This window comes from Prolixibacteraceae bacterium (assembly GCA_019856515.1).
GTDB lineage: Bacteria > Bacteroidota > Bacteroidia > Bacteroidales > Prolixibacteraceae > Halosquirtibacter > Halosquirtibacter xylanolyticus.
In genome coordinates this window covers 3,526,732-3,551,518 of record CP082230.1, presented here as the reverse complement: position 1 = coordinate 3,551,518, position 24,787 = coordinate 3,526,732, and the positions used below count along the sequence as shown (strand labels likewise).

Genomic DNA, 24,787 nt, shown 5'->3' with positions numbered 1-24,787 from the left:
ACATCAGTGAATAATCACCCTTCGTCCACTTTTAGTAACCTTAGCCACCACCGTGACAAAACGAAATATAAATGCTTTGAGTCTACTTGTTGTCTTTAATCCCTCGACTAAACCAGCAAACCTGGATATAATGTATCGATAAAGAATGTGTGCTACAGCCATTATTATCAAGTAGACTGTATTCTCTTCTAAGTTACTGTGAGGCATTGACTTCCAATTAAAATCATTGTTCTGAATGTCAAAAACCTTCTCGCTAGCTCCACGTTGATTATAGAATATAATAGCTTGCTCTTCTGTAATGTCCCAATCATTGGTTATAATAAACTGATAATTCTTCGCATCATTGGTTATCAATGACATTTGATTAGACTTATTGGGTCTTCGGTATGCAATGATTCTATGTCTATATTGACCAAATTCATATTTAAAGCTATTGACTTCATAGGCTTGATTATTTATCTCACAACAGGACCAATTATCTGTTTGTGATGCTTTTGATAGTAATACGTTAGAGTGAGACGCTCTAATCGAAAATAGAATTTCCTCTTGATGAAAGTAGTCTGTAACCTCTTTGATATATGAACCACAGTCCATTCTTGCATATTGTAGTTTTACACCTTTTGATGCCAACAACTCTAATGCTCGTTTATGGGTTTCTAATTGAGCTGTTTTAACATGACAATTCCCATTTCGTCCTTCAATATATACAGGGATGTTACCTATGGTTGCGACTCCTGGAAAGTATCCTTCTGTCTTCTTATAGCTATATTCTGCATCACTCTTTTTAGTGGGAATGAACTGGTGATCAAAATCATAGATAAGATCAGAAGCTTTAGGATCTAACTGTTTAAACTTAATAGCACTAGCCAACAAGAATTTATTCATTGGTGTGTTAATATTTATCTTTTGGCCTTTAATTGTAGTCTTTCCATCGATAATCTCACATGGAGTAGAAAGCTCCACATCTCCTCTTAGAATGGTATCAGGAGAGGGGATAGAAATTGATCTCAAGTTATTCAATGTATTATCCCGGAGATAGTTAATATCTTCCGTAGCACTACCTCCACAAAAAGTAGTGTATATGCGTGGTAATAACAAATCTGAGAAATTATAGATACACTTTGGGTCTCTGTCTACTAATTGCTCATTAATAAATTGAATAATGCCGTTTGAAATTAGCAAATCATGAATTAAATATATCCCACCAAATGGTGTCACCTTTGAATTAAAATCTTTGATCATTCACCTAAATAGGTGATTTTTCTGAATATATAAAAGCCTTACTATGTATTGTCTTACTGATGTTTACTTAAAATTAATACAATACACGTGCGGATTCAAGGTTATACAATAAAACTAATTAATCAACAAAATTAGACACGACTGTGTCTAATTTACAAATGCTACTAATATTGATAGGTCTTCATGTTCATAACACTCTTTTTTACACAACTCAATTATAGTTTATATGACAGTCCAATATTAAATTGATGGTGACTATTGCCTTCATTTACCCCCGAAATTGTTGGAATTTCCAAAGGACGTGGTGTATATCTATAGCCTAAATTGATATAAGTTCTACTTATCAACTTTATATTAGTCCCAGCTTCTAATGTAAAAGTAGCTTTTCTGTAATTCGATGCTTTCTTATAGTCTTCAAGCCTTTGTTTAGTAGTGGTAGACGGAAAAGAATAAGATGTCAAGTTTAAATCTAAAGCAACTCCAGTATATAAATTTACTCTTGAACACGGTTCCCAAATCAAATGAATAGGAATATTAAAAGACCACCTTGCATCATCTGACATATAAAAATACACACCCTCCTCTACTCTCGGCAGATAATCCATTATTTCACTATGTTGTCGTGCATAATTGACACCAATACCCTCCCTAAGGATAAGGTGCTTTGATAGTTTTTGATTTAAATAGGTTCGAAAATAAAATCCTGGAAGCATGGAACCTTTCCAATTAAACATCGATACATTATCTTTATCTATAATTTCATCTGCACTCAATGTCACTCCTGTTTCAAAAGTCACATAACTCTTTTTATCCTCTTGTGCTTTTAAGGAAAAAAACATAGTACCCAACATAATAAATAGTAAAACTCTTCTCATACAATAATTTTTTTATCTCATCACGAGACATTGTTAAACAATAAGGCGTTGCATTCACGTAAAAAGAGAATACGGTACCTTGAAATTCACTCATTATTTATAGATAGAGTTGGTATGAATTAGTTTCATCGAATCAACGAATAATATATCGCTTTAACCAAGCAATACAATATTACATTCAAATACATTAATTCACAAATATTGACATGCGGTAATACGCACATTTAACGAGATGAAAATATTTTATATCGCAAATATTAACAATCCAGACCTCCTCTCATCACCGATATTCCAACAGTAAACTAAAGTCACTTCACCACAAAGAAATCTTAATGAACCATATTATTAACATGGTTCATTAGGAGGTAATAGTTGAATGATATCTAAATACGATCATATTACATCAACACTGCCCATATACTTATAATCAGATGAAACTATCATAACTTATGAAAGAAATTGTTTCTATGGCTGTATCATGAAAGCGAATAGAAGAGTTTGAAAATTATAAAAAAAGAACAAAGGGAATCTAATTTACACTACCCTGTTAGATTACCTCCATTACGAATCTGATCTAATGCTTTAATTCTTACCTCCTCTAAATCTACTCTTTCCACATCTATTAATTTAAGTACATTTAGACAGAGTTAATTTTTCACCGTCTTTACACCGTCCCCCTTATACTACCTACACTTCATTAACACCCAAATTTACGGGAATTTCCAAAGGACGTGGTGTATATCCATAAATTACACTCTCTTACACACATTTTAGAAAACCACTCTTTTGCAAATACCTTCAAAGAACTTCCTCCCACCCTCCTTCGTACCTTCTCCGACCTTTGTCCATGGTTCGTCCATGGTTCGTCCATGGTTCGTCCATGGTTCGTCCATGGTTTGTCCATCGATTTTGGGGGTATTGGTGGCTGAACCATGGACGAAACATGGCTAAACCATGGACAGAGGTCGGAGGAGGTACCTATCTGGTACCTATCTGGTATCTATCTGGCACCTAGCAAGGTCGGAGAAGGTACAAAGGAAAGGGTAATAAATCCCCTATAGTATTTCATTTACACCGTCTTAAGTGAGGCAGGCTAATAGACAAACTATATTCACAAAATTACACTGCTCATTCGAAGGTTTAAATAGTATTAAACTTCAAATTGGATGACCTACATCTCTTCACAGATAGTAAGAAATCACTATATTGTAAAATAGTCGATGGTTTAATCATACAGATATTGATATACAAATGAATATAAAGATTCTTCAGGGCTTTGATGGTGCAGTACAGGCAGAAGGGCTAGCTGTTATTATTGATGTTTTTCGTGCATTTTCTTTTGCATGTTATGCAGCGAATAATGGTGCAGAAAAAATTTATCCAATAGACAAAATCTCACTGGTGGATGAGCTTTATGAAAAATTGCCCAATTCTATTCGTTGCGGAGAACGTCATGAACGTAAAGTAGAACACTTTGATTTTGGTAATTCGCCAACCCATATTGAGCATGAAAATTTCAAAGGGAAGACGATTCTTCATAGCACGAGCTCTGGGACTCAAGGAGTTTATTTAAGCCGTAATGCGACAGAAAAGATTACGGGGTCGTTTGTCAATGCTCAAGCTGTTGTAGAGTATATAAAACAAAAACAACCCGAAACTGTTTCTCTTTGTTGTATGGGATATGAAGGTACTGCAGAAGCAGATGAAGATACTCTCTTTGCTATATATATTAAAAACGAGTTAGAGGGGAGAGAGAATCATTTTGATAAGATGGTAGAGAAGTTGAGACTAGGGTCTGGCAAACGACTTTTCGATCCATTAAAGCAGTCTTTTTCTCCGAAGAGAGATTTTGAACTATGCTTAAGCCTTAATCGTTTCTCTTTTGTTCTTAAAGCCCAAGAAGATGAGTTTGGGTATTATTTAGAGAGGATCGATATTTAAATTCACCACTATTTACAAAAAACCTATTCACCATGGATAAAAGATTATATGACTTTGACAAAATGATCGATCGCAAAGGAACGGACTGTTTAAAATATGATGCTTTGTCGATGTTTTTTGGTCAAGAAGATCTACAACCATTTTGGGTTGCGGATACAGATTTCGAGACACCAGATTTTATTTTACACCCCATAAAAGAGAGGCTTAATCATCCCGCATTAGGTTATACGTATCGATCGGAGGAATTTTTTCAGTCCATTATTGATTGGCAAAAGAAGAGGCATAACTGGAATATCAATAAGCAGTGGATCAGTGGAACTCCTGGCGTAGTTTCGGCCATTAGTAGTGCGATATTGGCTTTTACGGAGAAGACAGACAAGGTGATTGTTCAATCTCCTGTTTACTTCCCATTTTTCCAAACGATTACTGGACTAGATCGAGTGGTTGCAAATAACCCTCTTCGAAGAGATGGGGATCGTTATGAAATGGATGTGGACCATTTTGAACAGCTTGCCAAAGAGGGGGCAAAGATGTTTTTACTTTGTAATCCACACAATCCAGGAGGGATGGTTTGGGATAAAAAGACATTACGTCGAATAGGCGAGATTTGTGTTCAATACAATATTATTATCGTCTCCGACGAGATACATTCAGATCTAATATTGGGGGATCAACCCCATCTACCCATTGCGAACATCTCTAAAGAGATATCGGATATCACGATTACTCTGATGGCTCCGAGTAAGACTTTCAATATTGCTGGTTTAGCAACATCATTTGTGATTTGCTCGAATGCCAAAGTAAGAACCTCATTTAATAAGATGGTGAATGCACTACATATTCATGGAGGTAATCTTCTAGGGAATATTGCATGTGAAGCGGCATATAAAGATGGAGAAGAGTGGTTGGAGCAACTACTTGATTACCTCAAAGAGAATAGAGATACTGCGATAAGTTATTTAAATAAAGAGTTGCCAAAACTATCGGTGTTCAAGCCTGATGCAACCTATCTTCTTTGGTTAGATTTTAGTGCTTATGGCACAGAGAAGGAGATAGAACGTCGTTTGAAGACAGATGCTAAGGTAGCGCTTAATTTAGGTAGTACTTTTGGCGAAGGAGGGAAAGGGTTCTTTAGATTTAACTACGGTTGTCCAAAGTCAACAATGATGGAAGGGTTGAAAAAGATGGTTGCAGCCTTTAAGGATTAAGAGTTGACATCTCATTGTCAATAGAAAAGCGTAAGACCACTGATTCGGTCTTACGCTTTTTTATGGTTTGTTGAGAGGTTAACACCTCTTGCTATAACTAAACGTCTCTTCTTAACAGAGATATTGCAACGGTTCTTAATGGTTGTTTTCTTTCAACAGATACTGATATTTGATCGAGACTTTCAAGTGCTTGATCAAAATAGCTTTGCTGGATGGCCTCAGCCTTTTGTCTTACATTGAGTTTATCATAGATAGAAGTAATCGCTGCAATTTTCTCTTCACGATCAAACACTTCTTTTGATAACCATTCATTTAATTTATCCAATTCATCGCCCTTTGCATCTCTCATCGCCTGGAGCATTAGAATCGTCTTTTTGTTTGACACGATATCTCCACCAACCTCTTTACCGAAAGTCTCAGGATTACCATATACATCAAGAATGTCATCTTGAATTTGAAAGCTAATGCCTACTTTGATACCAAAATCATATACCAAGTTTGCATTCACCTCATTTGCTCCTCCTATGATGGCACCGATTTTCATAGATGCAGCCAAAAGAACAGCCGTCTTAAGACGAATCATTTCGATGTATGCCCCCACTTCTACATCACTTTGGTTTTCAAAGTCCATATCATATTGCTGGCCTTCGCAAACTTCAAGCGCAGTTTGAGTGAATATGTCAAGCACTTTTGCTCGTAGGTCAGGAGCTAATCCTTTGAAGTAATTATAAGATGATATCATCATGGCATCACCTGATAATATGGCCGTGTTTGGATTGAATTTCTTATGAACAGTGTCTTTTCCACGACGTAGATCAGCATCATCCATAATATCATCGTGCAAAAGAGTGAAGTTATGGAAGACCTCTACAGCCAAAGCAGCATCAAGACCTTGCGGTGTCAATTGAGAGAACATCTCCATGGCCATCAACAATAGTCTTGGACGAAAACGTTTACCTCCATTACCTAATGCATAAGCAATAGGTGCATAAAGATGTTTTGGTTCACGAATGTTTAATGCCTCAATTTCAGCCTCTATATGTGTCTCAACAATACGTTGAATCTCTTCTAATCTTTTCATAATAGGTTCTTTTTCTATTGGTTCTCTTTTTTGTCTAAAGGTTCCTCTATTTTCTTAATTTCCAATAGGTCAAACTCGATATCCATCTCCTCATCAAAGATGTCCAATAAAGGCTCATCGAAGTACTTGGTCGTTGCAAACGACTGTAGTCCCATTAGTAGAGAAGGTAGAAGAATCAAGTTTGAGAAAAGAGCCACCATTAACGTTAATGACACTAGAATACCCAAAGCTACGGTTCCTCCAAAGCTAGAGAAGCTGAATATGCCAAACCCAAAGAATAGAACGAGGGAGGTATATATCATACTCACTCCTGTTTCTCTTAATGCTAAAATTACTGATTGCCCAATATTCCAGTTAGTATATTTTAATTCTTGTCGATATTTCGCGAGAAAGTGAATCGTGTCGTCGACTGATATACCAAAAGCAATACTAAATACCAATATTGTAGATGCTTTGATCGGTATATTGAAATAGCCCATGATTGCAGCGGTAACCACCAGAGGAATCATGTTCGGTATTAGAGACAGGATGACCATTCGTCGACTGTTAAACATTAATGCCATAAAGATGGATATCAACAATATAGCAAGACCCAACGATTGAAAAAGACTTCGAACGAGATATTGTGTTCCTTTGGTGAAGACCACACTTGATCCAGTAACGGTGACATTGAATTTATCTTTTGGAAAGTATTTTAATGCCGTTGAATCGACTTTCTGTTCTAACTCTAACATTCTATCGGTACCGATATCCTTTACTCTAAAACTGATGCGAGCCTTGCTTCGACTCTCATCCATGAAAGCGTGTATTCTGGACTCATCACCTCCGCCTCCTTGTGCATAACTCAATATAAAAGACCGTTCATAGTTACTCGGCAATTTGTAGAATTTCTCACTTCCATTATAGTATGCCTGTTTCGCAAATTTGAACAACGGAACGATAGATACAGGCTTAGAAAGCTCAGGCATCTTCTGTAATGTACGTTCAAATTTATCGATCTTTGCTAAAGTAGAACCACTAATGATATTCCCTTTTTTCTTTGTCTCTACGGCAATCTCTAAAGGCATTAGTCCTTTAAAATTTGACTCGAAGAACTTTAGATCGACATATATTGGATTGTCTGTTTGAATATCATCCACCATATATCCAGTGCTCTTTATCTTTGAGATTCCAAATATCCCAATACAAAGTATTACAGCAGATGCGATATATACCTGTTTTCGATAGTTAAGGGTGATAATAACCAAACGATCAATCACTCCATTCATCGCTTTACGATTAAGGTGACGAGTGTCTTTAGGACGTGGTGGTCCCATGAAACTAAATCCAACAGGTATGATGATCAATGAAATCATAAAGATTGAAATGATGTTGAGCGATGCAACTAATCCAAACTCCTTTAAGATATCTGATGAGGTCACTAGGAAGGTTGCAAAACCTGATGCAGTAGTGATATTGGTTAAGAGTGTAGCATTACCGATCTTAATGATCGTACGTTGTAGTGCTTTCATCTTATTACCATGACTGATATATTCGTTATGGTATTTATTGATTAAGAAGATACAGTTCGGGACTCCAATCACAATTAATAAGGGCGGAATCATCCCTGTCAATAAAGTGATCTTATATCCTAAAAGAGACATCGTTCCTACCGTCCATATTACTCCTGTCGTTACAACCAATAGAGGAAAAATAACTTGCCTCACTGTTTTAAAGAATATGAATAGTATCAATACCACTACGGCTAGAGCAAAAAGAATAAATAAGAAGAACTCTTTTTTAATCTGCTGAGAGGTCATGACTCGTATATATGGCATGCCTGAATAGTGAAGTTTCTTTCCAGTCTTCGCTTCATATTGATGACAGACCTTCACGATGTCGGTTACCATTACTTCTCTCTCAGGAGAGGCCATCACTGCTTTATCCACCGTGATCGCTAACATGTAAACATGTGTCGTGTCGTTATATAACTGACCTTTAAAGAAAGGTAATGAGTTGGCAATATTAGATAACGAATCCACCTCCTCTTGTGAGGTTAGATCCTTTGGGAATATTTTGTGTATTTCAAACGACTTTTTCTCTTTGTTTTTATCCAAAGTGTAGACATCTCCCATGGAAAGTGTCCCAAGAACACCAGGAACTTTTTCAAGTTCACTACACATGTTGCGCCAGTAGCTTAAATGCTCTATGTCATAAAACATGGAATCTTTAACCCCAACGACAATAACATCTGAGCCTGCGCCAAAAGTCTCAATAAACCTCTGATTCTCCTGATATACAGAATCTTTCTCTGGCAAAAGGGCAGCATACTCATATGATAACTGTATGTTTCGTCCCTGATAGCCCATGAAGGCAGTCATTAATAGTAACAACACCGATAGAAGTACTCGGTTCTTCAAAATAAAACGGGCAATTCTTTTCCACATAATTGTTTAATAAATATAGGAGAGCAAAATTACGTTTTTTTTAATGAGAATAAAACTTATTCAACAAAGGAACCTTTCTGAAGCCCTAATGTCATAATATTTTTAAAGATCGGTATGTTAACATTATGAGAAATAAACATTACTATAAGTTGAAATTTTATGATATTACTCCGATAAAAATGATTTTTTTTCTATTGTATTGTATATAATAAAATTACATTTGCGATCGAGAAATAATATAGTAGAAAACATTATCACAATGAATTACGGACTATTAGAAGTATTGACACTTGTTGGGTCTCTAGGACTATTCCTTTATGGAATGAAACTGATGAGTGAATCTCTACAGAAGGTCGCAGGAAACAAGATGCGTGACATCTTAGCCTCTATGACATCTAACCGCGTAAAAGGAGTTCTTACTGGAGTTCTTATTACCTCTTTAGTACAATCGTCATCAGCAACAACAGTGATGGTTGTAAGTTTTGTGAATGCAGGACTTTTAACGTTAAAGCAATCCATTGGGGTAATCATGGGTGCCAATGTGGGTACGACCGTCACGGCATGGATTATCACCTATTTTGGGTTCAAAATGAGCATGAGTACCATTTCTCTACCGTTAATTGGACTTGCTCTTCCATTACTCTTCTCATCCAAGAGGTCACGAAAATCTTGGGGCGAGCTGATTATTGGATTCTCATTACTGTTTATTGGATTGGATTTCCTTAAACACTCTGTTCCAGACATTAATTCGAATCCTCAGATGTTAGAGTTCTTGAAAGACTTTAACAACCCGACGATGTCAGCCATTTTCATGTTCATGTTCATCGGAACAGTTCTGACTATTTTAATACAATCATCAAGTGCTGCAATGGCACTAACATTGGTGATGTGTAATGAGGGATGGATCTCTTTTGAACTTGCTGCAGCAATGGTTTTAGGTCAGAATATTGGTACCACCATAACAGCAAATCTTGCTGCAATGGTAGCCAATACATCTGCCAAAAGGGCCGCAAGAGCACATCTAGTATTTAATGTTCTAGGAGTCCTATTAGCACTTGTCTTTTTTAATCCATCGATGCATGTATTAGACGGACTTGTTCGATTCCTAGGAGTCACGTCTCCATTCCCACGTGCAGGTGAAGCAATTGAGGCTACGCAACATGCGATGCCTATTGCACTTTCGATCTATCACACGATGTTTAATATACTTAATACGCTGGTATTAATATGGTTTACAAAACCTATCGCTGATTTTGTTACGAAAATAACACCAATCAAAGATCAGGAGGACGAAGAATTTCACCTTAAGCATATTAAAACAGGTCTTCTTTCCACTCCAGAGGCCTCTCTTTACGTTGCAAAACAAGAGATGGTACATTATGCTGAAATCACTCAGAAGATGTTTAAACACCTTGAAAAGCTATATAAAGAGGAAAAGGATAAAGGGTACTCTAAACGACTATCAAAAATAGAGAAGTACGAAGATTCTTGTGATAACATGGAGCTTGAAATTGCAACATTCCTTACTAAAGTTAGTGAAACAAAACTATCTGAAAGAAGTAGTGAGGTAATTAGTGCTTATTACAAAGCAATTGACAACATTGAGAGTATTGCAGACTCATGTAATAATATTGCACGTCATATCGATCGTAAGCGTGGCCTTAAACTTGATTTTCCAGAGATGATTGAGAAGAAGATCTCTATCATGTCAGGGTATATCAATGATGCCATTGCTGTTATGATAAAGAATATCTCTTCAGACGATACTGTCAATATGGAAGAAGCTCTTTCTATTGAACGTGAAATCGACAATTATAGAAACATACTTAAGTCAGATCACTTGATTAACCTTGAGAATAAGGTATACGACTATCAAGTGGGAATTATCTATAACGATATCTTCTCCGAATATGAGAAAATGGGAGACTATATTATCAATGTTACACAGTCTCTAAAGACAGTGAAATAGAGAATATATTGTTACAAGACGAAAGAGATCTTAAAGTTTATTCTTTAAGATCTCTTTTTTTTTGGACATGAAAAAGGGGAAGCATAATACCAGCTACCCCCCCTGTGTCGATCGAAAAGTGTTCTACTTAAAAGTAGAATATATCCACCTCTTTATTCTTATTAAAGAGGTTTTCTTACTTTGCATTGGTATTCTTATCCGTCACAGGAGTTTTGCTATCCGAAGACATCTTACAGCTACCTGTGAATATTGCTCCTGGTTCAACAGAAAGCTTTGACATATGGATCTCTCCATATACTTTTGCACTTTTTTGTAGGCTTACTAACTCCGTAGCAACAACAGTACCTTCAATAAGACCTGATATATCAGCAACCTTACATTCAATACGTCCTTTAACTTTCGCGTTACCTCCAAGAACCACTTTGCCTTTTGAGACTAAGTTTCCCTCTAGAGTTCCATCAAATCGTATATCACCAATTGACTCAATATCACCAACGATTTTGGTGTCAGGTGTTAACGTATTTAGAGCAGCACTATCGAATTGATTATTCTTTGCCATTGTACTCGTATTTTTTGATTTTGAAAATATTGCCATAGTGGGGTTCAATTTACAAAAAGTGAAACGACTAAAAAAACATTATAGTTATATAATGACATGGAAAATAGTCAATTCCATAAAATATCAAAGATACCCTACATAAAAAGACAAAAAAAAATCCCAAAGAGGGATTTTTTCTTTCAACCTAAGAAAGAAAATTCTCTTTCATTAGATAGCCATATCTTTCTCAATTGCTAACTGTCCGCGATAGTGACCACACTCTCCACATACAGTGTGATATTTCACAGCAGCGCCACAATTTGAACAAGATGCGATTGTCGCAGGAGTCGCTTTATAATGCGTTCTACGCTTATCTCTCCTCGATTTTGATGTTCTGTGCTTTGGATGTGCCATTTTTCTTAACTTTAATCTTTATTATCAAATATCTTTTTTAATTCATTCCAACGTGGATCAATTTCCTCTTCCAACTCTTCTTCGACCTCTTGGTCTTCAAAGTCGTCATCGTCATAATCTCCCGTAAAACTATCTAAACGGTCTAACATATCTGGATTACACTTCGACTCCCCATCCTCACTCTCAGGATGAACATGTCTAAATGGTAAGGCCAAAGCTGCAAACTCATATAGTAACTGTGAAAGCTCTAACTCGTATTCTTCTGGGTCAACATAGATAATGTCATCATCTATATTGCTTTTCGGGTCTCCAAATTTAACAAAGAGAGAGGATCCATTCTCAATATACTGATCATATTCATCTAAACACCTATCACAAACAACTCTTACATTCCCACGAAGATCGAAATTTAGCGTCATAAGGTTTGTTCTTTTCTCAAAAACAATCTTAGCCACTACACTTCCACCTAAAATTTCTCCCTCTTTAAAAAAAGAGAAAAACTTGTCATCTAGAAGAAATTCATATTCGTGAATCCCTTCTTTCAATCCTGAAAAAACAATCTTATATGTAGATAAATGTCTCAAACCAAAATATTAAAAGCAGGGCAAAAGTATAAAAATTTGGAGAACTCAAGAAAAATAATCGATACTTTTCGTCTCTTTTTTAGCTTTTTGAGGAATTATTCCAATAATCGCCCATGGATACGACCTTATTTTAATTACAAAATTACGACATCAACTGTTTTTTAACATTCTTAGTTCCCTGTAGTTGACTTAGCCCTCAAAGTAACACGAAACACAGATCCTTGACTTTCAACACTTTTGATTAGTCTTATTCGCCCACCATGATATTCTTCCACAATTCGACGAGCTAAAGATAAACCTAAACCCCAACCTCTAGGTTTAGTGGAGAAGCCAGTGTTAAAAATCTTCTTCTGCATTGTTAATGGAATACCTTTTCCACTATCTTTTATCTCAATATACACCTGATCCTTTTCTTTACCGTAGCTAAAAACAATCTCACCTGAACCTTCAATGGAGTCTAATGCATTTTTAATTAAATTCTCAAACACCCATCCTAACAATATTTTATTCATTGGAAATACCAACTCTTCATCGTTAGAGTGAATAAAGCGAACTTTCTTGGGAGCTCTTGGTTTGAAGTATGCAATACGGTCTTCCACGAGCTTTACCAACGAATAATCCTCCATAGATGGTACAGACCCAATCATGGAGAAACGTTCTGCGATAGCAGATAAATGCATCACATCTCTTCTCATCTCTTTTGAGATAGACTCAGCTCCATCCTCCAACTCTAAAAGGTCTAACCAAGCTTGTAATGCACTAATTGGAGTTCCTAGTTGGTGAGCTGTCTCTTTTGCCAACCCAACCCATAAAAGATGTTTGTCCATTGCATTTTGCCTTCGGTAAAACCACCAAAATGCGATAAAAAGAAGTCCCACCAATAAGATCTGCACATACGGAAAAAAACGTAATCGTTTCAACCATATAGAATCATCATAATAGATGATATTCTTCTTATTTCCCACCAATTGAATCTCAATAGGAGGATAATGCTGTTTCATCTCTTCTAAAGCAACCTCTAGTATCTTGGGTGACTTATCATCGATATTACGAGAGTTAATAATATTGTCATTTTCATCTAAAACAATGAGTGGTATAGACTCATTGTTTTGAATAATATCAATAATAAACGAGTAGTTATTGTCAAATGAGACGGTCGTATTAGACAACAAACGTGTTGCACCTGCAATATTAAGTACCTTTTGATGTTCTTCTGTTTTCAGTCTCTCAACTAGAACCTGCGTGAACCATAAAGTTCCAAAACCAGTAATGATAGATAAGAATAATATCAACAGATTGTACAACCGTCTATTTCTCATAGTGATTACCTAAATTATTTCTTCAATAGTACGAACAATTCCATCACGATCAAAACCACTCAAGCGATATAAGTCATCTTGGGTTCCATGCTCAATAAATTTATCTGGCACACCTAATCGAATAATACGGCCTTTAAATGAGGTGAGCGAAAGCTCCTCCCAAACAGCTGTTCCAAAACCACCTTGTATCACACCATCTTCAACCGTAATCACATAATCATAATTCGAAGTTGCAATGTCATTTAAAATATCCTTGTCTAATGGCTTGACATACCTCATATCATAATGTGTAAGCTTTATGCCATGACGTGACTCGATAATGTCAAGAGCATCAATAACAAAATTACCTGGGTGTCCTATAGAAAGGACCGCTATCTTTTCACCTTTTCTTAAAAGTCTCCCTTTACCAGGAATAACTTTCTCCATTTTGTTCTGCCAATCGATCTTAACACCTTTTCCTCTTGGATAACGAATACTCACAGGGCCATAACCCTTGTTCTGGTATGTATACATCATATTTCGCAACTCCCACTCATCCATCGGAGCAGCAACAGTCATATTGGGTATTATTCTAAAGTATGCAAGATCAAACACACCATGGTGTGTTGCTCCATCAGCACCAACGAATCCGCCTCTATCAAGAAAGAAAGTAACATCTAGATTCTGTAACGCAACATCATGTATCACCTGATCATATGCCCTTTGCATAAATGAAGAGTAGATATTACAGAAGGGCATCTTTCCCTCACATGCAAGTCCAGCAGAGAAAGTAACGGCATGTTGTTCTGCAATTCCGACATCAAAACTTCGCTCAGGAAACTCCTTCATCATCTTGTTTAAAGAACAACCCGTAGGCATTGCAGGTGTAATACCTACGATATCTTCATTCTCTTTGGCCAGCTCTACAATTGTCTCACCAAAGACATCTTGATACTTTATTGGGCTCTTTACCTCTTCGTTTGTAGGGCTCTTAAATACAGCTCCAGTCTCTGTATCAAACTTACCTGGGGCTGCATGCCATTTTGTTTGATCCTCTTCTGCAGGCTTAAATCCTTTACCTTTCTTGGTAATTACATGTAGAAGTTTCGGCCCTTTGATTTTCTTTAAATCATTCATGATACGAACCATATTTTCAGTATCATGTCCATCGATAGGACCAAAATATCTAAAGTTTAATCCCTCAAAAAGATTGCTACTTCTAAGAATCATTGATTTCAATCCCGATTGCGTTTGATGAACAATTTTTCTTGCTTTGGGACCAAAGCTATTCATCGAACCAAGAAGATTCCAAACGTCATTACGCAACTTGTTATAAGCAGAAGAAGTGCTCATATTAACGAGATATTGACTTACGCCACCGACATTAGGGTCTATTGCCATTTGGTTATCGTTCAATACAACTAATATATCGGACTTCGTGATGGCAGCATTATTTAATCCCTCAAAAGCCATACCTCCTGTCATAGATCCATCTCCAATGACAGCGACCACCTTTCGATCTTCTTTCGAAAGTGCAGTTCCAACAGACATACCTAAACCGGCAGATATAGATGTGGAAGAGTGACCTACTCCAAAAGCATCATATATACTCTCTTCACGATTTGGGAAACCGCTTAGACCTTGATACTTTCTATTTGTGTGAAAAGTCTCTCTTCTTCCTGTTAATATCTTATGCCCATATGCTTGATGACCGACATCCCATATAAGCTTATCCTCTGGGGTATTATAAACATAGTGTAATGCGACTGTTAATTCAACAACCCCTAAATTAGCTCCTAAATGACCAGGATTCTCGGCATTTGACTTTAGTATGAACTCTCTCAATTCTTTACATACCTCATCTAACTCTTTAATGCTCAATCTCCTTAAATCTTCAGGGCTATTGATTGTATATAGTATATTTTTCTCCAATTTCTTATCTAATTAATCAGAAAACAGTTGATTTGAAAACTGATAGTTATCCGCAGTATCGCAGAGTAACATATACAGTGAATATTTACAAAACTAATCTATTTTAATAAAATCTCTCAATTAAGACCATGATTCTAATCAGTTGTAAATCAATTTAAGCATCTGATGCACAAAAATAAATACCAATATTCTTCTTCAATATATACATTATGATAGTATTTATACATATTATACGCAAAATTGTTTTTACATTAGATTAAATTTGCAGAACACATAATTTAAAGGGGTACAAATGATGAATTCAAAAGTCAACAAGTTATTCTACACTCTCAGTTTTCTCCTAATCTTCTCTTCGTGTTATACAAAGAAAGTTTATAATGAACTACAAGGAAAATATGATCAAGAAGTAAAGGATAATAAACAAAAAACTACAGAACTCCATAAAAAGGATGTAGCTATTGCAGAACTGAGTTTTACAAGTGATGAAGATAAAAAGAAGTTAACTCAGCTTGCCAAGGATACAACAAGACTATACTGGAAAAACCGAAATCTTAGTCTCGAGAATGAGTCTTCTAAAAAAAGAATAGCTCAATATAGAGCACAAATTAAAGAGATTCAAACAGGTACTAATTCTCAAATTGATCAATACCTTAATCAGTTTGAAAGACTTAATAAGACACTTGAAAAAAGAGAACGAGATATACGACTTGAAAAGCTTAAGGTGGAACAGAAAGACGGCGAGGTCGTTCAAATGCAACAGTTAATTGAACAACAAAAGAATATTCAAAGCAATATTAAAATTCAATTAGCAGATGCTCTTTTAGGCTATATTGACAATGGTATCACCATTATGAACAGAGAAGGACGAGTATATGTTTCATTTGAAGAACAACTCCTTTTCAATGTCGGAGAGTATGATATTGACACCAAAGGAAGCGATGCAATTAAGAAACTTGCAAAAGTTTTAGCTCAAAATAAGAATGTCCAAGTTATCGTTGAAGGTCATACCGATGACTTAACAATGAAGAAGGATAGTCAGTTTAAGGATAACTGGGATCTAAGTGTTCTAAGAGCAACATCTGTGGCAAGGGAAATCCTTAAAGACAAAGACATCGATCCCAAAAGGATTACTGCAGCGGGTCGAAGTAAATACTACCCAATCGACCATTCTCAAACACCTGAAGCGAGGCAAAAGAATAGACGTACAGAGATAATTCTTGCTCCAAACATGCAGAAATTATTCGAAATCATCGAAGGAAGATAGATTTAAAAGCTGTCTTATTTTCAATTAAGACAGCTTTTATCTTTTAAACGATAAAGTTTTTCAACAAGATAGGGGAAGAATTATAACGGTGTAATTCCGTTAATCCTAACCCCATTAAACGCTCTTTGGCTAAATCGTAGTTTCTAAGAAGATGATCTAACTTGTGACTATCTGAGCCAATCGTAAACTGAACACCCTCTTCTAGAAATATAGAAGTAACTTCATCACTAGGGAAAAAATCATTACAAGGGCGACTATATCCACTCGTATTATATTCTACCATCACACCCTCTTCAACCAATACCTTAGCAACTTCACGATATAGTGTCGAAAAGTCCTTTGTAGGATAATAGTTATATTTCTTAATTAAATCAGGGTGTGACATGGTATCAAACATTCCAGATCTTACTGCGGCAACAAAATTCTCATAATACAACTCATATAAATGGTTAATATCATATTTAGAATAAATCGGATGATGAGGATCAGAATCAAAATTATCTCCATTAATAAAATGGACTGAACCCATAATATAATCGAATGGATACATTGAAAGAACTTCTTTAGTCTCTTCAATACGATCAGGATAGAAATCTACCTCTAGACCTAATAAAACCTTAATTTTATCTTGTTTTGATTTCTGAAGTAATACCTCCTCCACCATTTTAGATAGTAATTCACGACTCGTAGTCCAATTGTTGGGATAATATCCATAATGATCAGAAAAACCTATTTCATCGACTCCCAATGCTACAGCCTTATCAATAATTTCTTGATGAGTGGCCACCCCATCTGAATATTTTGTATGAATATGATAATCAAAAATCATCCTTATTTCTTTTTAAATGACAATGGGTTTACTTTAATATTTTTCACATAAAGCTCACCTCCCTGATGGAAAAGAATAATCTTAGATGCTTTATGAGTATAGTCAACAGATATACTCATCACTTTAGAACCATCACCATAATAGAAATCAATAAAACCATTATCAACAACAACAAGTACTTTAGCATAATCTACAACTGGTTTAACAGCCATTTCACCACCCGTACATTGATATATATTTTGTTTCTTATAATATCTTAACTCATAACCAGAACTTTTTGACCCCACTTTGAATAGGAATCCATAAGAAGACACTTCATCATATTTGATATTCCCTTCTAAAACATAGGCATCACCGAATTTGCCACTAAGTATATTCTTGCCAAGCCCTGGAATTAGTTTCTTATCATCACGTGATACACCTTTCTCTTTTGATAAACCTTGTAAGTATGGAGCATAAAAGAATTTACCCTCTCTATAGTTCATCCTTCTTGGAGAAGAAAGCTTCAATGAACTGCCATCTTGATTGTAATTATCGACAGAAATCCCTCCCATCAATACCGTCTCATCATTAATATTAGTAACTAATGTCTGATTATATCCTCCTCCATAGTCTAAATGTCTTCTAGCAATAATACAATCTTGACCTCTCTTCGTGAGATCTACTTCATAGATATTATTCGATAACATGAAGAATGTTTTTCCATCTTTCTCAAACATTTCAGATCTTGAACAATCCTCCTTAATTACACAAGTATTATCCCACTGCTCTAAATCTTGCGACGTATATATTTTAACATCATTACTCTTTAAATCAGTTAGAGTCAAAACCCATTTTTTTATTATCATACTCCATTTTAAAACGGGTAATGAAACTGTCGTAAGGTCAACAGACGATATAGAAAAGGTTTTATCAACACGCTCCCATTTATCTTCATCAAGAACTTTTAATTGAAAAAAATCATCTTTTATCTCTAGTAAATAGACTTCTGGAGAAGCACCTAACATCTTTGCATCATCTGTAAATATCCCCCACTTTATAGTATCATGAACTGAGAATGGAGAATTGTTTAACTCCTCTTCATTCCAATGGTATAGATCCTCAGAAACAGCTTGTTTTAATACAATTGTTTTTTTCTCACCATCTAACATTCTCTCTGTATAAAATAGATGATATTGACCAGCTTTTTTGATTATACCGGTGTAATCTAATACCTCATTAGAGTTATAGTAATGGAATAAACTTTCACTATCATTTGTAGTCGGTCTAGCATATACACCAACTGCGTTTATGAATAGCACTATAATTAAAAGTATACGTAGTATAGAGTTCATGGTTGTTGTTATTTCAAATATGACAATTTCTACAATAAAGTAACAAAGAATATATCATATAACAATAAAAGCACAGTATAGAACTATAGGCAATGGACTCCTAAAAAAACAAAAAAATATTATACTATAGAATAAAAGTATAACAACCCATATCACAACAACATATTACACTAAAATATCAGATATAGATATCTACATAATGATATTATCACCAATAAAAATCTAATCTTTTAACAAGAATCGGTTCTCTGTAAAATGGCGGCGACCTACTCTCGTCCATCTCTGCAATACCATCGGTACGGTAGGGCTTAACTTCTCTGTTCCCAAAGGGCAATGATGTCGGGAAGAGGTTCCTCTTCCCATAATGGAGACACTGCATATTACCTAAAAAGTATAGACGCAAAAAAACCGACTCTTTAATAAGAATCGGTTCTCTGTAAAACGGCGGCGACCTACTCTCCCACATCTCTGCAGTACCATCGGCGCGGTAGGGCTTAACTTCTCTGTTCGGAATGGGAAGAGGTGGAACCCCTATGCAATAACCACCTTAAATTCTAAATACGGTTATTTATATCTGACTTAAATGTTATAATATAACATATATCAGCATACATAGTTCAATATATCTTTTGACATGCTCCTGGAAAAAGTAATCTAAATACAACTAATCTTTTATTCTAATGAAAGTTTCGGGTAATTAGTACTGCTCGGCTTTGGTCTCACAACCTTTACACCTGCAGCCTATCAACGTCGTAGTCTCCAACGACCCTCTAAGGAAACCTCATCTTGAGTGGAGCTTCGTGCTTAGATGCTTTCAGCACTTATCTCTTCCAAACGTAGCTACTCAGCAATGCACCTGGCGGCACAACTGATACACCAGAGGTTTGTCCACCGCGGTCCTCTCGTACTAGCAGCAGCTTCTCTCAAGTTTCCTGCGCCCACAACAGATAGGGACCGAACTGTCTCACGACGTTCTGAACCCAGCTCGCGTGCCACTTTAATGGGCGAACAGCCCAACCCTTGGGACCTTCTCCAGCCCCAGGATGTGACGAGCCGACATCGAGGTGCCAAACCGCTCCGTCGATATGAGCTCTTGGGAGCGATCAGCCTGTTATCCCCGGAGTACCTTTTATCCTTTGAGCGATGGCCCTTCCATACGGAACCACCGGATCACTATGCTCTACTTTCGTACCTGATCGACGTGTTGGTCTCACAGTCAAGCACCCTTGTGCCATTACACTCTACAGACGGTTACCAATCGTCTTGAGGGTACCTTTAGAAGCCTCCGTTACTCTTTTGGAGGCGACCACCCCAGTCAAACTACCCACCACACAATGTCCTCATTGCTGAGTTAGGTTTCAAACAAGCAAAGGGTCGTATTTCAAGGACGACTCCACAACGCCTAGCGACGCCATTTCATTGTCTCCGACCTATCCTACACATTACTTGCCCAAAATCAATGTGAAGTTGCAGTAAAGGTTCACGGGGTCTTTCCGTCCCGTTGCGGGTAATCGGCATCTTCACCGATACTTCAATTTCACCGAGCTCATGGCTGAGACAGTGCCCAGATCGTTGCACCATTCGTGCAGGTCGGAACTTACCCGACAAGGAATTTCGCTACCTTAGGACCGTTATAGTTACGGCCGCCGTTTACCGGGGCTTCATTTCAGCGCTTCTCCGAAGATAACGCCCCCACTTAACCTTCCGGCACCGGGCAGGTGTCAGGCCTTATACATCATCTTTCGATTTAGCAAAGCCCTGTGTTTTTGATAAACAGTCGCCTGGGCCTTTTCACTGCGGCTCCCCTTGCGAGGAGCGATCCTTCTCCCGAAGTTACGGATCGATTTTGCCTAGTTCCTTAGCCATGAATCACTCGAGCACCTCAGGATTCTCTCCTTGACTACCTGTGTCGGTTTGCGGTACGGGTTTATATAATCTACGTTTAGAGGTTTTTCTTGGAAGCCCTTAGGCACACTATCCAATCGTCCGAAGACTCTCGGTACTATCAGGTTTCAGCTCAACGTGCGGATTTGCCTACACATCTCATAACCTACGCCCTTCAACGTACTATTCCGTCAGTACGCGGTGCTTTCATCACTCCGTCGCCCCATCACAACTATATAAAGTACGGGAATATTAACCCGTTGTCCATCGAGTTCGCCGTTCGGCTACCCCTTAGGTCCCGACTAACCCTGATCCGATTAGCGTTGATCAGGAAACCTTAGTCTATCGGTGGGAGGGTTTCTCGCCCTCCTTATCGTTACTTATGCCTACATTTGCTTTTCTAACCGCTCCAGCGCACCTCACAGTGCACATTCAACGCAGTCAGAATGCTCCCCTACCACTTAATGGTAGTCCATTAAATCCATAGCTTCGGTGATATGTTTAATGCCCGATTATTATCCATGCCCGATCGCTCGACTAGTGAGCTGTTACGCACTCTTTAAATGAATGGCTGCTTCCAAGCCAACATACTAGCTGTCTATGCAATCAGACCTCGTTTGTTCAACTTAACATATACTTGGGGACCTTAGCTGATGGTCCGGGTTCTTTCCCTTTCGGACATGGACCTTAGCACCCATGCCCTCACTCCTGGTAATCATATTACAGCATTCGGAGTTTGTCTGGAGTTGATAGGCGGTGAAGCCCTCGCATCCAATCAGTAGCTCTACCTCTGCAATACTATATCCAAGGCTGCACCTAAATGCATTTCGGGGAGTACGAGCTATTTCCGAGTTTGATTGGCCTTTCACCCCTACCCACAGGTCATCCAAGAGCTTTTCAACGCTCCCTGGTTCGGTCCTCCATCTTGTGTTACCAAGACTTCAACCTGCCCATGGGTAGATCACACGGTTTCGCGTCTACCCCCACTAACTTCGACGCCCTATTCAGACTTGCTTTCGCTTCGGCTCCGAGCCTTAAGCTCTTAACCTTGCTAGTGAGGAGTAACTCGTAGGCTCATTATGCAAAAGGCACGCCGTCACATCTAATGATGCTCCGACCGCTTGTAAGTGTATGGTTTCAGGTACTATTTCACTCCCCTGTTCGGGGTACTTTTCACCTTTCCCTCACGGTACTGGTTCTCTATCGGTCTCTTAGGAGTATTTAGCCTTACCAGATGGTCCTGGCAGATTCAGACAGGGTTTCACGTGCCCCGCCCTACTCAGGATACTGCTAGATCATATTTGCTTACGTGTACAGGACTATCACCCTCTCTGGTGTAACTTTCCAGTTACTTCTACTTCACGCATAATCTCATATCGCAGTCCTACAACCCCAACAACGCCGAAACGTCATTGGTTTGGGCTAATCCGCGTTCGATCGCCACTACTAACGGAATCACTTTTGTTTTCTCTTCCTCCGGGTACTTAGATGTTTCAGTTCTCCGGGTTTGCCTCTGACATAGTCAGATAACCAATAAATTGGCTGGGTTGCCCCATTCAGAAATCTTCGGATCAAAGGTTGTTTGCACCTCCCCGAAGCTTATCGCAGCTTATCACGTCTTTCATCGCCTCTAAGAGCCTAGGCATCCACCATACACCCTTACTTACTTTCTATTATAATTAACCTTTAATGTTAATCTCGATATCTGTTGTATTCTTTTACAGATTACTTTTTTCCAGAATGTCAAAGAACTTATATACACCGATCTAATCAAATTAAATCTAACTAAATCAATATAAATGTGTGGAGAATATCGGAGTCGAACCGATGACCTCCTGCGTGCAAGGCAGGCGCTCTAGCCAGCTGAGCTAATCCCCCAAATAACCTCGTATAAATAATATTACGATTGTAGTCCCGCCCAGACTTGAACTGGGGACCTCTACATTATCAGTGTAGCGCTCTAACCAGCTGAGCTACGGGACTATGTTTAAAACATAACCACCTTAGTTTTTCAGCCTAACGCTATCCACTTTGGTTATGTGGGTATATAAGGTTTTTTGATATGACAAGAAAAAACAACCTAATCTCGTCGATTTTCTTTAACCGTTCTTGTCGGCTCCAGAAAGGAGGTGTTCCAGCCACACCTTCCGGTACGGCTACCTTGTTACGACTTAACCCCAGTCACTAGTTTTACCCTAGGCCGCTCCTTTCGGTAACAGACTTCAGGCACCCCCAGCTTCCATGGTTTGACGGGCGGTGTGTACAAGGCCCGGGAACGTATTCACCGCGCCATGGCTGATGCGCGATTACTAGCGAATCCAGCTTCACGGAGTCGAGTTGCAGACTCCGATCCGAACTGAGACCAGTTTTAGAGATTAGCATCCTGTCGCCAGGTAGCTGCCCTTTGTACTGACCATTGTAACACGTGTGTAGCCCTGGACATAAGGGCCGTGCTGATTTGACGTCATCCCCACCTTCCTCTCACCTTACGGTGGCAGTCTCTCTAGAGTCCTCAGCTTAACCTGTTAGCAACTAAAGATAGGGGTTGCGCTCGTTATGGGACTTAACCCGACACCTCACGGCACGAGCTGACGACAACCATGCAGCACCTTGTACGTCGTCCGAAGAAAAGTCTATCTCTAGACCGATCGCCGTACATTTAAGCCCAGGTAAGGTTCCTCGCGTATCATCGAATTAAACCACATGTTCCTCCGCTTGTGCGGGCCCCCGTCAATTCCTTTGAGTTTCAATCTTGCGATCGTACTCCCCAGGTGGATTACTTAAAACTTTCGCTTAGCCACTGACTGTGTATCGCCAACAGCGAGTAATCATCGTTTACGGCGTGGACTACCAGGGTATCTAATCCTGTTCGCTCCCCACGCTTTCGTACATCAGCGTCAGTTATACCTTAGTAAGCTGCCTTCGCAATCGGTGTTCTGAGTAATATCTAAGCATTTCACCGCTACACTACTCATTCCGCCTACCTCAAGTATACTCAAGTAATACAGTTTCAATGGCAGTTCTACAGTTGAGCTGCAGGATTTCACCACTGACTTATATTACCGCCTACGTACCCTTTAAACCCAATAAATCCGGATAACGCTTACACCCTCCGTATTACCGCGGCTGCTGGCACGGAGTTAGCCGGTGTTTATTCATATGCTACCTTCAGCTACTTTCACGAAAGTAGGTTTATTTGCATATAAAAGAAGTTTACAACCCATAGGGCAGTCATCCTTCACGCGGGATGGCTGGTTCAGACTTGCGTCCATTGACCAATATTCCTCACTGCTGCCTCCCGTAGGAGTCTGGTCCGTGTCTCAGTACCAGTGTGGGGGATCATCCTCTCAGAACCCCTAGACATCGTAGCCTTGGTAAGCCGTTACCTTACCAACTAGCTAATGTCACGCATGTTCATCTTGTACCGCCGGAGCTTTAATCACCAAGTCATGCGACTCAATAATACTATGGGGCATTAATCCAAATTTCTCTGGGCTATTCCCCTGTACAAGGCAGATTACATACGCGTTACTCACCCGTGCGCCGGTCGTCGTCTGGTAGCAAGCTACCTCCGTTACCCCTCGACTTGCATGTGTTAGGCCTCCCGCTAGCGTTCATCCTGAGCCAGGATCAAACTCTTCGTTGTATAAAAAGTTAATTAATTTAGCTCAACAAAAACTCAAAAATCTATTAGATTGACGGTTGCTTTTTTGTACTTGTCATTATCAAAAAAAATCTTCAAAGAACGTTTAGTTCATAAAAAAATCAACTCTAGTGAATTGATCTTTTACTAAAACGGCGGCGACCTACTCTCCCACATCTCTGCAGTACCATCGGCGCGGTAGGGCTTAACTTCTCTGTTCGGAATGGGAAGAGGTGGAACCCCTATGCAATAACCACCTTAAATTCTAAATACGGTTATTTATATCTGACTTAAATGTTATAATCTAACATTATCAGCATACATA

The 24,787-nt window shown here is 38.2% G+C and carries 15 protein-coding genes, 2 tRNA genes and 4 rRNA genes; 4 read left to right on the top strand and 17 right to left on the bottom strand.

From position 1 onward, the window contains the following. Nucleotides 1-3: 3 nt before the first annotated feature. Together K5X82_13055 and K5X82_13050 are read right to left on the bottom strand one after the other, a co-directional pair. On the bottom strand, nucleotides 4-1,242 hold the full coding sequence (locus tag K5X82_13055; GenBank protein QZT36197.1) for an IS1380 family transposase: 1,239 nt from the start codon (nucleotides 1,240-1,242) through the stop codon (nucleotides 4-6). Between the two features lie 215 nt (nucleotides 1,243-1,457). Next, the gene (locus K5X82_13050) at nucleotides 1,458-2,117 is read right to left on the bottom strand and encodes a hypothetical protein (GenBank protein ID QZT36196.1); all 660 of its coding nucleotides are present in this window, start codon (nucleotides 2,115-2,117) and stop codon (nucleotides 1,458-1,460) included. Nucleotides 2,118-3,368: 1,251 nt separating this feature from the next. Between K5X82_13050 and K5X82_13045 the strand changes: the two genes are divergently transcribed. Next, nucleotides 3,369-4,058, top strand: coding sequence for a 2-phosphosulfolactate phosphatase (locus K5X82_13045; protein QZT36195.1), 690 nt, complete (start codon nucleotides 3,369-3,371; stop codon nucleotides 4,056-4,058). Between the two features lie 32 nt (nucleotides 4,059-4,090). After that, nucleotides 4,091-5,266, top strand: coding sequence for a pyridoxal phosphate-dependent aminotransferase (locus K5X82_13040; GenBank protein QZT36194.1), 1,176 nt, complete (start codon nucleotides 4,091-4,093; stop codon nucleotides 5,264-5,266). Between the two features lie 97 nt (nucleotides 5,267-5,363). Here the strand turns inward: K5X82_13040 and K5X82_13035 are convergent, their stop codons facing one another. Together K5X82_13035 and K5X82_13030 are read right to left on the bottom strand one after the other, a co-directional pair. Further along, nucleotides 5,364-6,347, bottom strand: coding sequence for a polyprenyl synthetase family protein (locus K5X82_13035; GenBank protein ID QZT36193.1), 984 nt, complete (start codon nucleotides 6,345-6,347; stop codon nucleotides 5,364-5,366). Nucleotides 6,348-6,361: 14 nt separating this feature from the next. Next, nucleotides 6,362-8,773 (bottom strand): MMPL family transporter, encoded by a 2,412-nt coding sequence (locus K5X82_13030; protein QZT36192.1) that lies wholly within the window; start codon nucleotides 8,771-8,773, stop codon nucleotides 6,362-6,364. 259 nt (nucleotides 8,774-9,032) lie between these two features. Here K5X82_13030 and K5X82_13025 point away from each other — a divergent pair, with 259 nt between their 5' ends. Next, on the top strand, nucleotides 9,033-10,742 hold the full coding sequence (locus K5X82_13025; protein QZT36191.1) for a Na/Pi cotransporter family protein: 1,710 nt from the start codon (nucleotides 9,033-9,035) through the stop codon (nucleotides 10,740-10,742). Nucleotides 10,743-10,917: 175 nt separating this feature from the next. Here the strand turns inward: K5X82_13025 and K5X82_13020 are convergent, their stop codons facing one another. The 5 genes from K5X82_13020 to dxs form a co-directional block, all read right to left on the bottom strand. Then, the gene (locus K5X82_13020; GenBank protein ID QZT36190.1) at nucleotides 10,918-11,301 is read right to left on the bottom strand and encodes a polymer-forming cytoskeletal protein; all 384 of its coding nucleotides are present in this window, start codon (nucleotides 11,299-11,301) and stop codon (nucleotides 10,918-10,920) included. Between the two features lie 207 nt (nucleotides 11,302-11,508). Continuing rightward, nucleotides 11,509-11,694 carry a 50S ribosomal protein L32 gene (gene rpmF / locus K5X82_13015; protein QZT36189.1) on the bottom strand — a complete coding sequence of 62 codons (186 nt, stop codon included), beginning with the start codon at nucleotides 11,692-11,694 and terminating at the stop codon, nucleotides 11,509-11,511. Nucleotides 11,695-11,705: 11 nt separating this feature from the next. Further along, nucleotides 11,706-12,278 (bottom strand): DUF177 domain-containing protein, encoded by a 573-nt coding sequence (locus K5X82_13010; protein ID QZT36188.1) that lies wholly within the window; start codon nucleotides 12,276-12,278, stop codon nucleotides 11,706-11,708. A 170-nt stretch (nucleotides 12,279-12,448) separates the two neighbouring features. Then, entirely contained in the window at nucleotides 12,449-13,597 is a 1,149-nt protein-coding gene (locus K5X82_13005) for a HAMP domain-containing histidine kinase (protein QZT36187.1), read from the bottom strand. 9 nt (nucleotides 13,598-13,606) lie between these two features. Further along, the gene (gene dxs, locus K5X82_13000; protein ID QZT36186.1) at nucleotides 13,607-15,508 is read right to left on the bottom strand and encodes a 1-deoxy-D-xylulose-5-phosphate synthase; all 1,902 of its coding nucleotides are present in this window, start codon (nucleotides 15,506-15,508) and stop codon (nucleotides 13,607-13,609) included. Between the two features lie 292 nt (nucleotides 15,509-15,800). Between dxs and K5X82_12995 the strand changes: the two genes are divergently transcribed. Continuing rightward, a complete protein-coding gene (locus K5X82_12995) occupies nucleotides 15,801-16,772 on the top strand; it encodes an OmpA family protein (protein QZT36185.1) in 972 nt (323 codons plus the stop codon). 43 nt (nucleotides 16,773-16,815) lie between these two features. On the opposite strand, the gene K5X82_12990 is transcribed toward K5X82_12995, so the two are convergent. The 8 genes from K5X82_12990 to rrf (K5X82_12955) form a co-directional block, all read right to left on the bottom strand. After that, nucleotides 16,816-17,601 (bottom strand): histidinol-phosphatase, encoded by a 786-nt coding sequence (locus K5X82_12990; protein QZT36184.1) that lies wholly within the window; start codon nucleotides 17,599-17,601, stop codon nucleotides 16,816-16,818. 2 nt (nucleotides 17,602-17,603) lie between these two features. Then, the gene (locus K5X82_12985; GenBank protein QZT36183.1) at nucleotides 17,604-18,935 is read right to left on the bottom strand and encodes a hypothetical protein; all 1,332 of its coding nucleotides are present in this window, start codon (nucleotides 18,933-18,935) and stop codon (nucleotides 17,604-17,606) included. Between the two features lie 439 nt (nucleotides 18,936-19,374). Beyond that, a 5S ribosomal RNA gene (gene rrf, locus K5X82_12980) occupies nucleotides 19,375-19,485 on the bottom strand. Between the two features lie 128 nt (nucleotides 19,486-19,613). After that, a 23S ribosomal RNA gene (locus K5X82_12975) occupies nucleotides 19,614-22,492 on the bottom strand. 131 nt (nucleotides 22,493-22,623) lie between these two features. Next, a tRNA-Ala gene (locus K5X82_12970) sits at nucleotides 22,624-22,697 on the bottom strand. A 31-nt stretch (nucleotides 22,698-22,728) separates the two neighbouring features. Then, nucleotides 22,729-22,802: transfer RNA gene (locus tag K5X82_12965), tRNA-Ile, on the bottom strand. 139 nt (nucleotides 22,803-22,941) lie between these two features. Further along, a 16S ribosomal RNA gene (locus tag K5X82_12960) occupies nucleotides 22,942-24,465 on the bottom strand. Nucleotides 24,466-24,612: 147 nt separating this feature from the next. After that, a 5S ribosomal RNA gene (rrf, locus tag K5X82_12955) occupies nucleotides 24,613-24,723 on the bottom strand. Together the 16S, 23S and 5S rRNA genes with 2 tRNA genes alongside form the textbook arrangement of a ribosomal RNA operon. Between the last annotated feature and the right edge of the window lie 64 nt (nucleotides 24,724-24,787).

Excerpts from the sequence above, each read along its gene's own strand:
- K5X82_12985 (QZT36183.1), bottom strand. The coding sequence starts at position 18,935 with ATGAACTCTATACTACGTATACTTTTAATTATAGTGCTATTCATAAAC.
- K5X82_13035 (QZT36193.1), bottom strand. The coding sequence starts at position 6,347 with ATGAAAAGATTAGAAGAGATTCAACGTATTGTTGAGACACATATAGAG.
- K5X82_13020 (QZT36190.1), bottom strand. The coding sequence starts at position 11,301 with ATGGCAAAGAATAATCAATTCGATAGTGCTGCTCTAAATACGTTAACA.
- K5X82_12995 (QZT36185.1), top strand. The coding sequence starts at position 15,801 with ATGATGAATTCAAAAGTCAACAAGTTATTCTACACTCTCAGTTTTCTC.
- K5X82_13030 (QZT36192.1), bottom strand. The coding sequence starts at position 8,773 with ATGTGGAAAAGAATTGCCCGTTTTATTTTGAAGAACCGAGTACTTCTA.
- K5X82_13055 (QZT36197.1), bottom strand. The coding sequence starts at position 1,242 with ATGATCAAAGATTTTAATTCAAAGGTGACACCATTTGGTGGGATATAT.
- K5X82_12990 (QZT36184.1), bottom strand. The coding sequence starts at position 17,601 with ATGATTTTTGATTATCATATTCATACAAAATATTCAGATGGGGTGGCC.
- K5X82_13025 (QZT36191.1), top strand. The coding sequence starts at position 9,033 with ATGAATTACGGACTATTAGAAGTATTGACACTTGTTGGGTCTCTAGGA.
- K5X82_13045 (QZT36195.1), top strand. The coding sequence starts at position 3,369 with ATGAATATAAAGATTCTTCAGGGCTTTGATGGTGCAGTACAGGCAGAA.
- K5X82_13005 (QZT36187.1), bottom strand. The coding sequence starts at position 13,597 with ATGAGAAATAGACGGTTGTACAATCTGTTGATATTATTCTTATCTATC.
- K5X82_13050 (QZT36196.1), bottom strand. The coding sequence starts at position 2,117 with ATGAGAAGAGTTTTACTATTTATTATGTTGGGTACTATGTTTTTTTCC.
- K5X82_13040 (QZT36194.1), top strand. The coding sequence starts at position 4,091 with ATGGATAAAAGATTATATGACTTTGACAAAATGATCGATCGCAAAGGA.
- rpmF (QZT36189.1), bottom strand. The coding sequence starts at position 11,694 with ATGGCACATCCAAAGCACAGAACATCAAAATCGAGGAGAGATAAGCGT.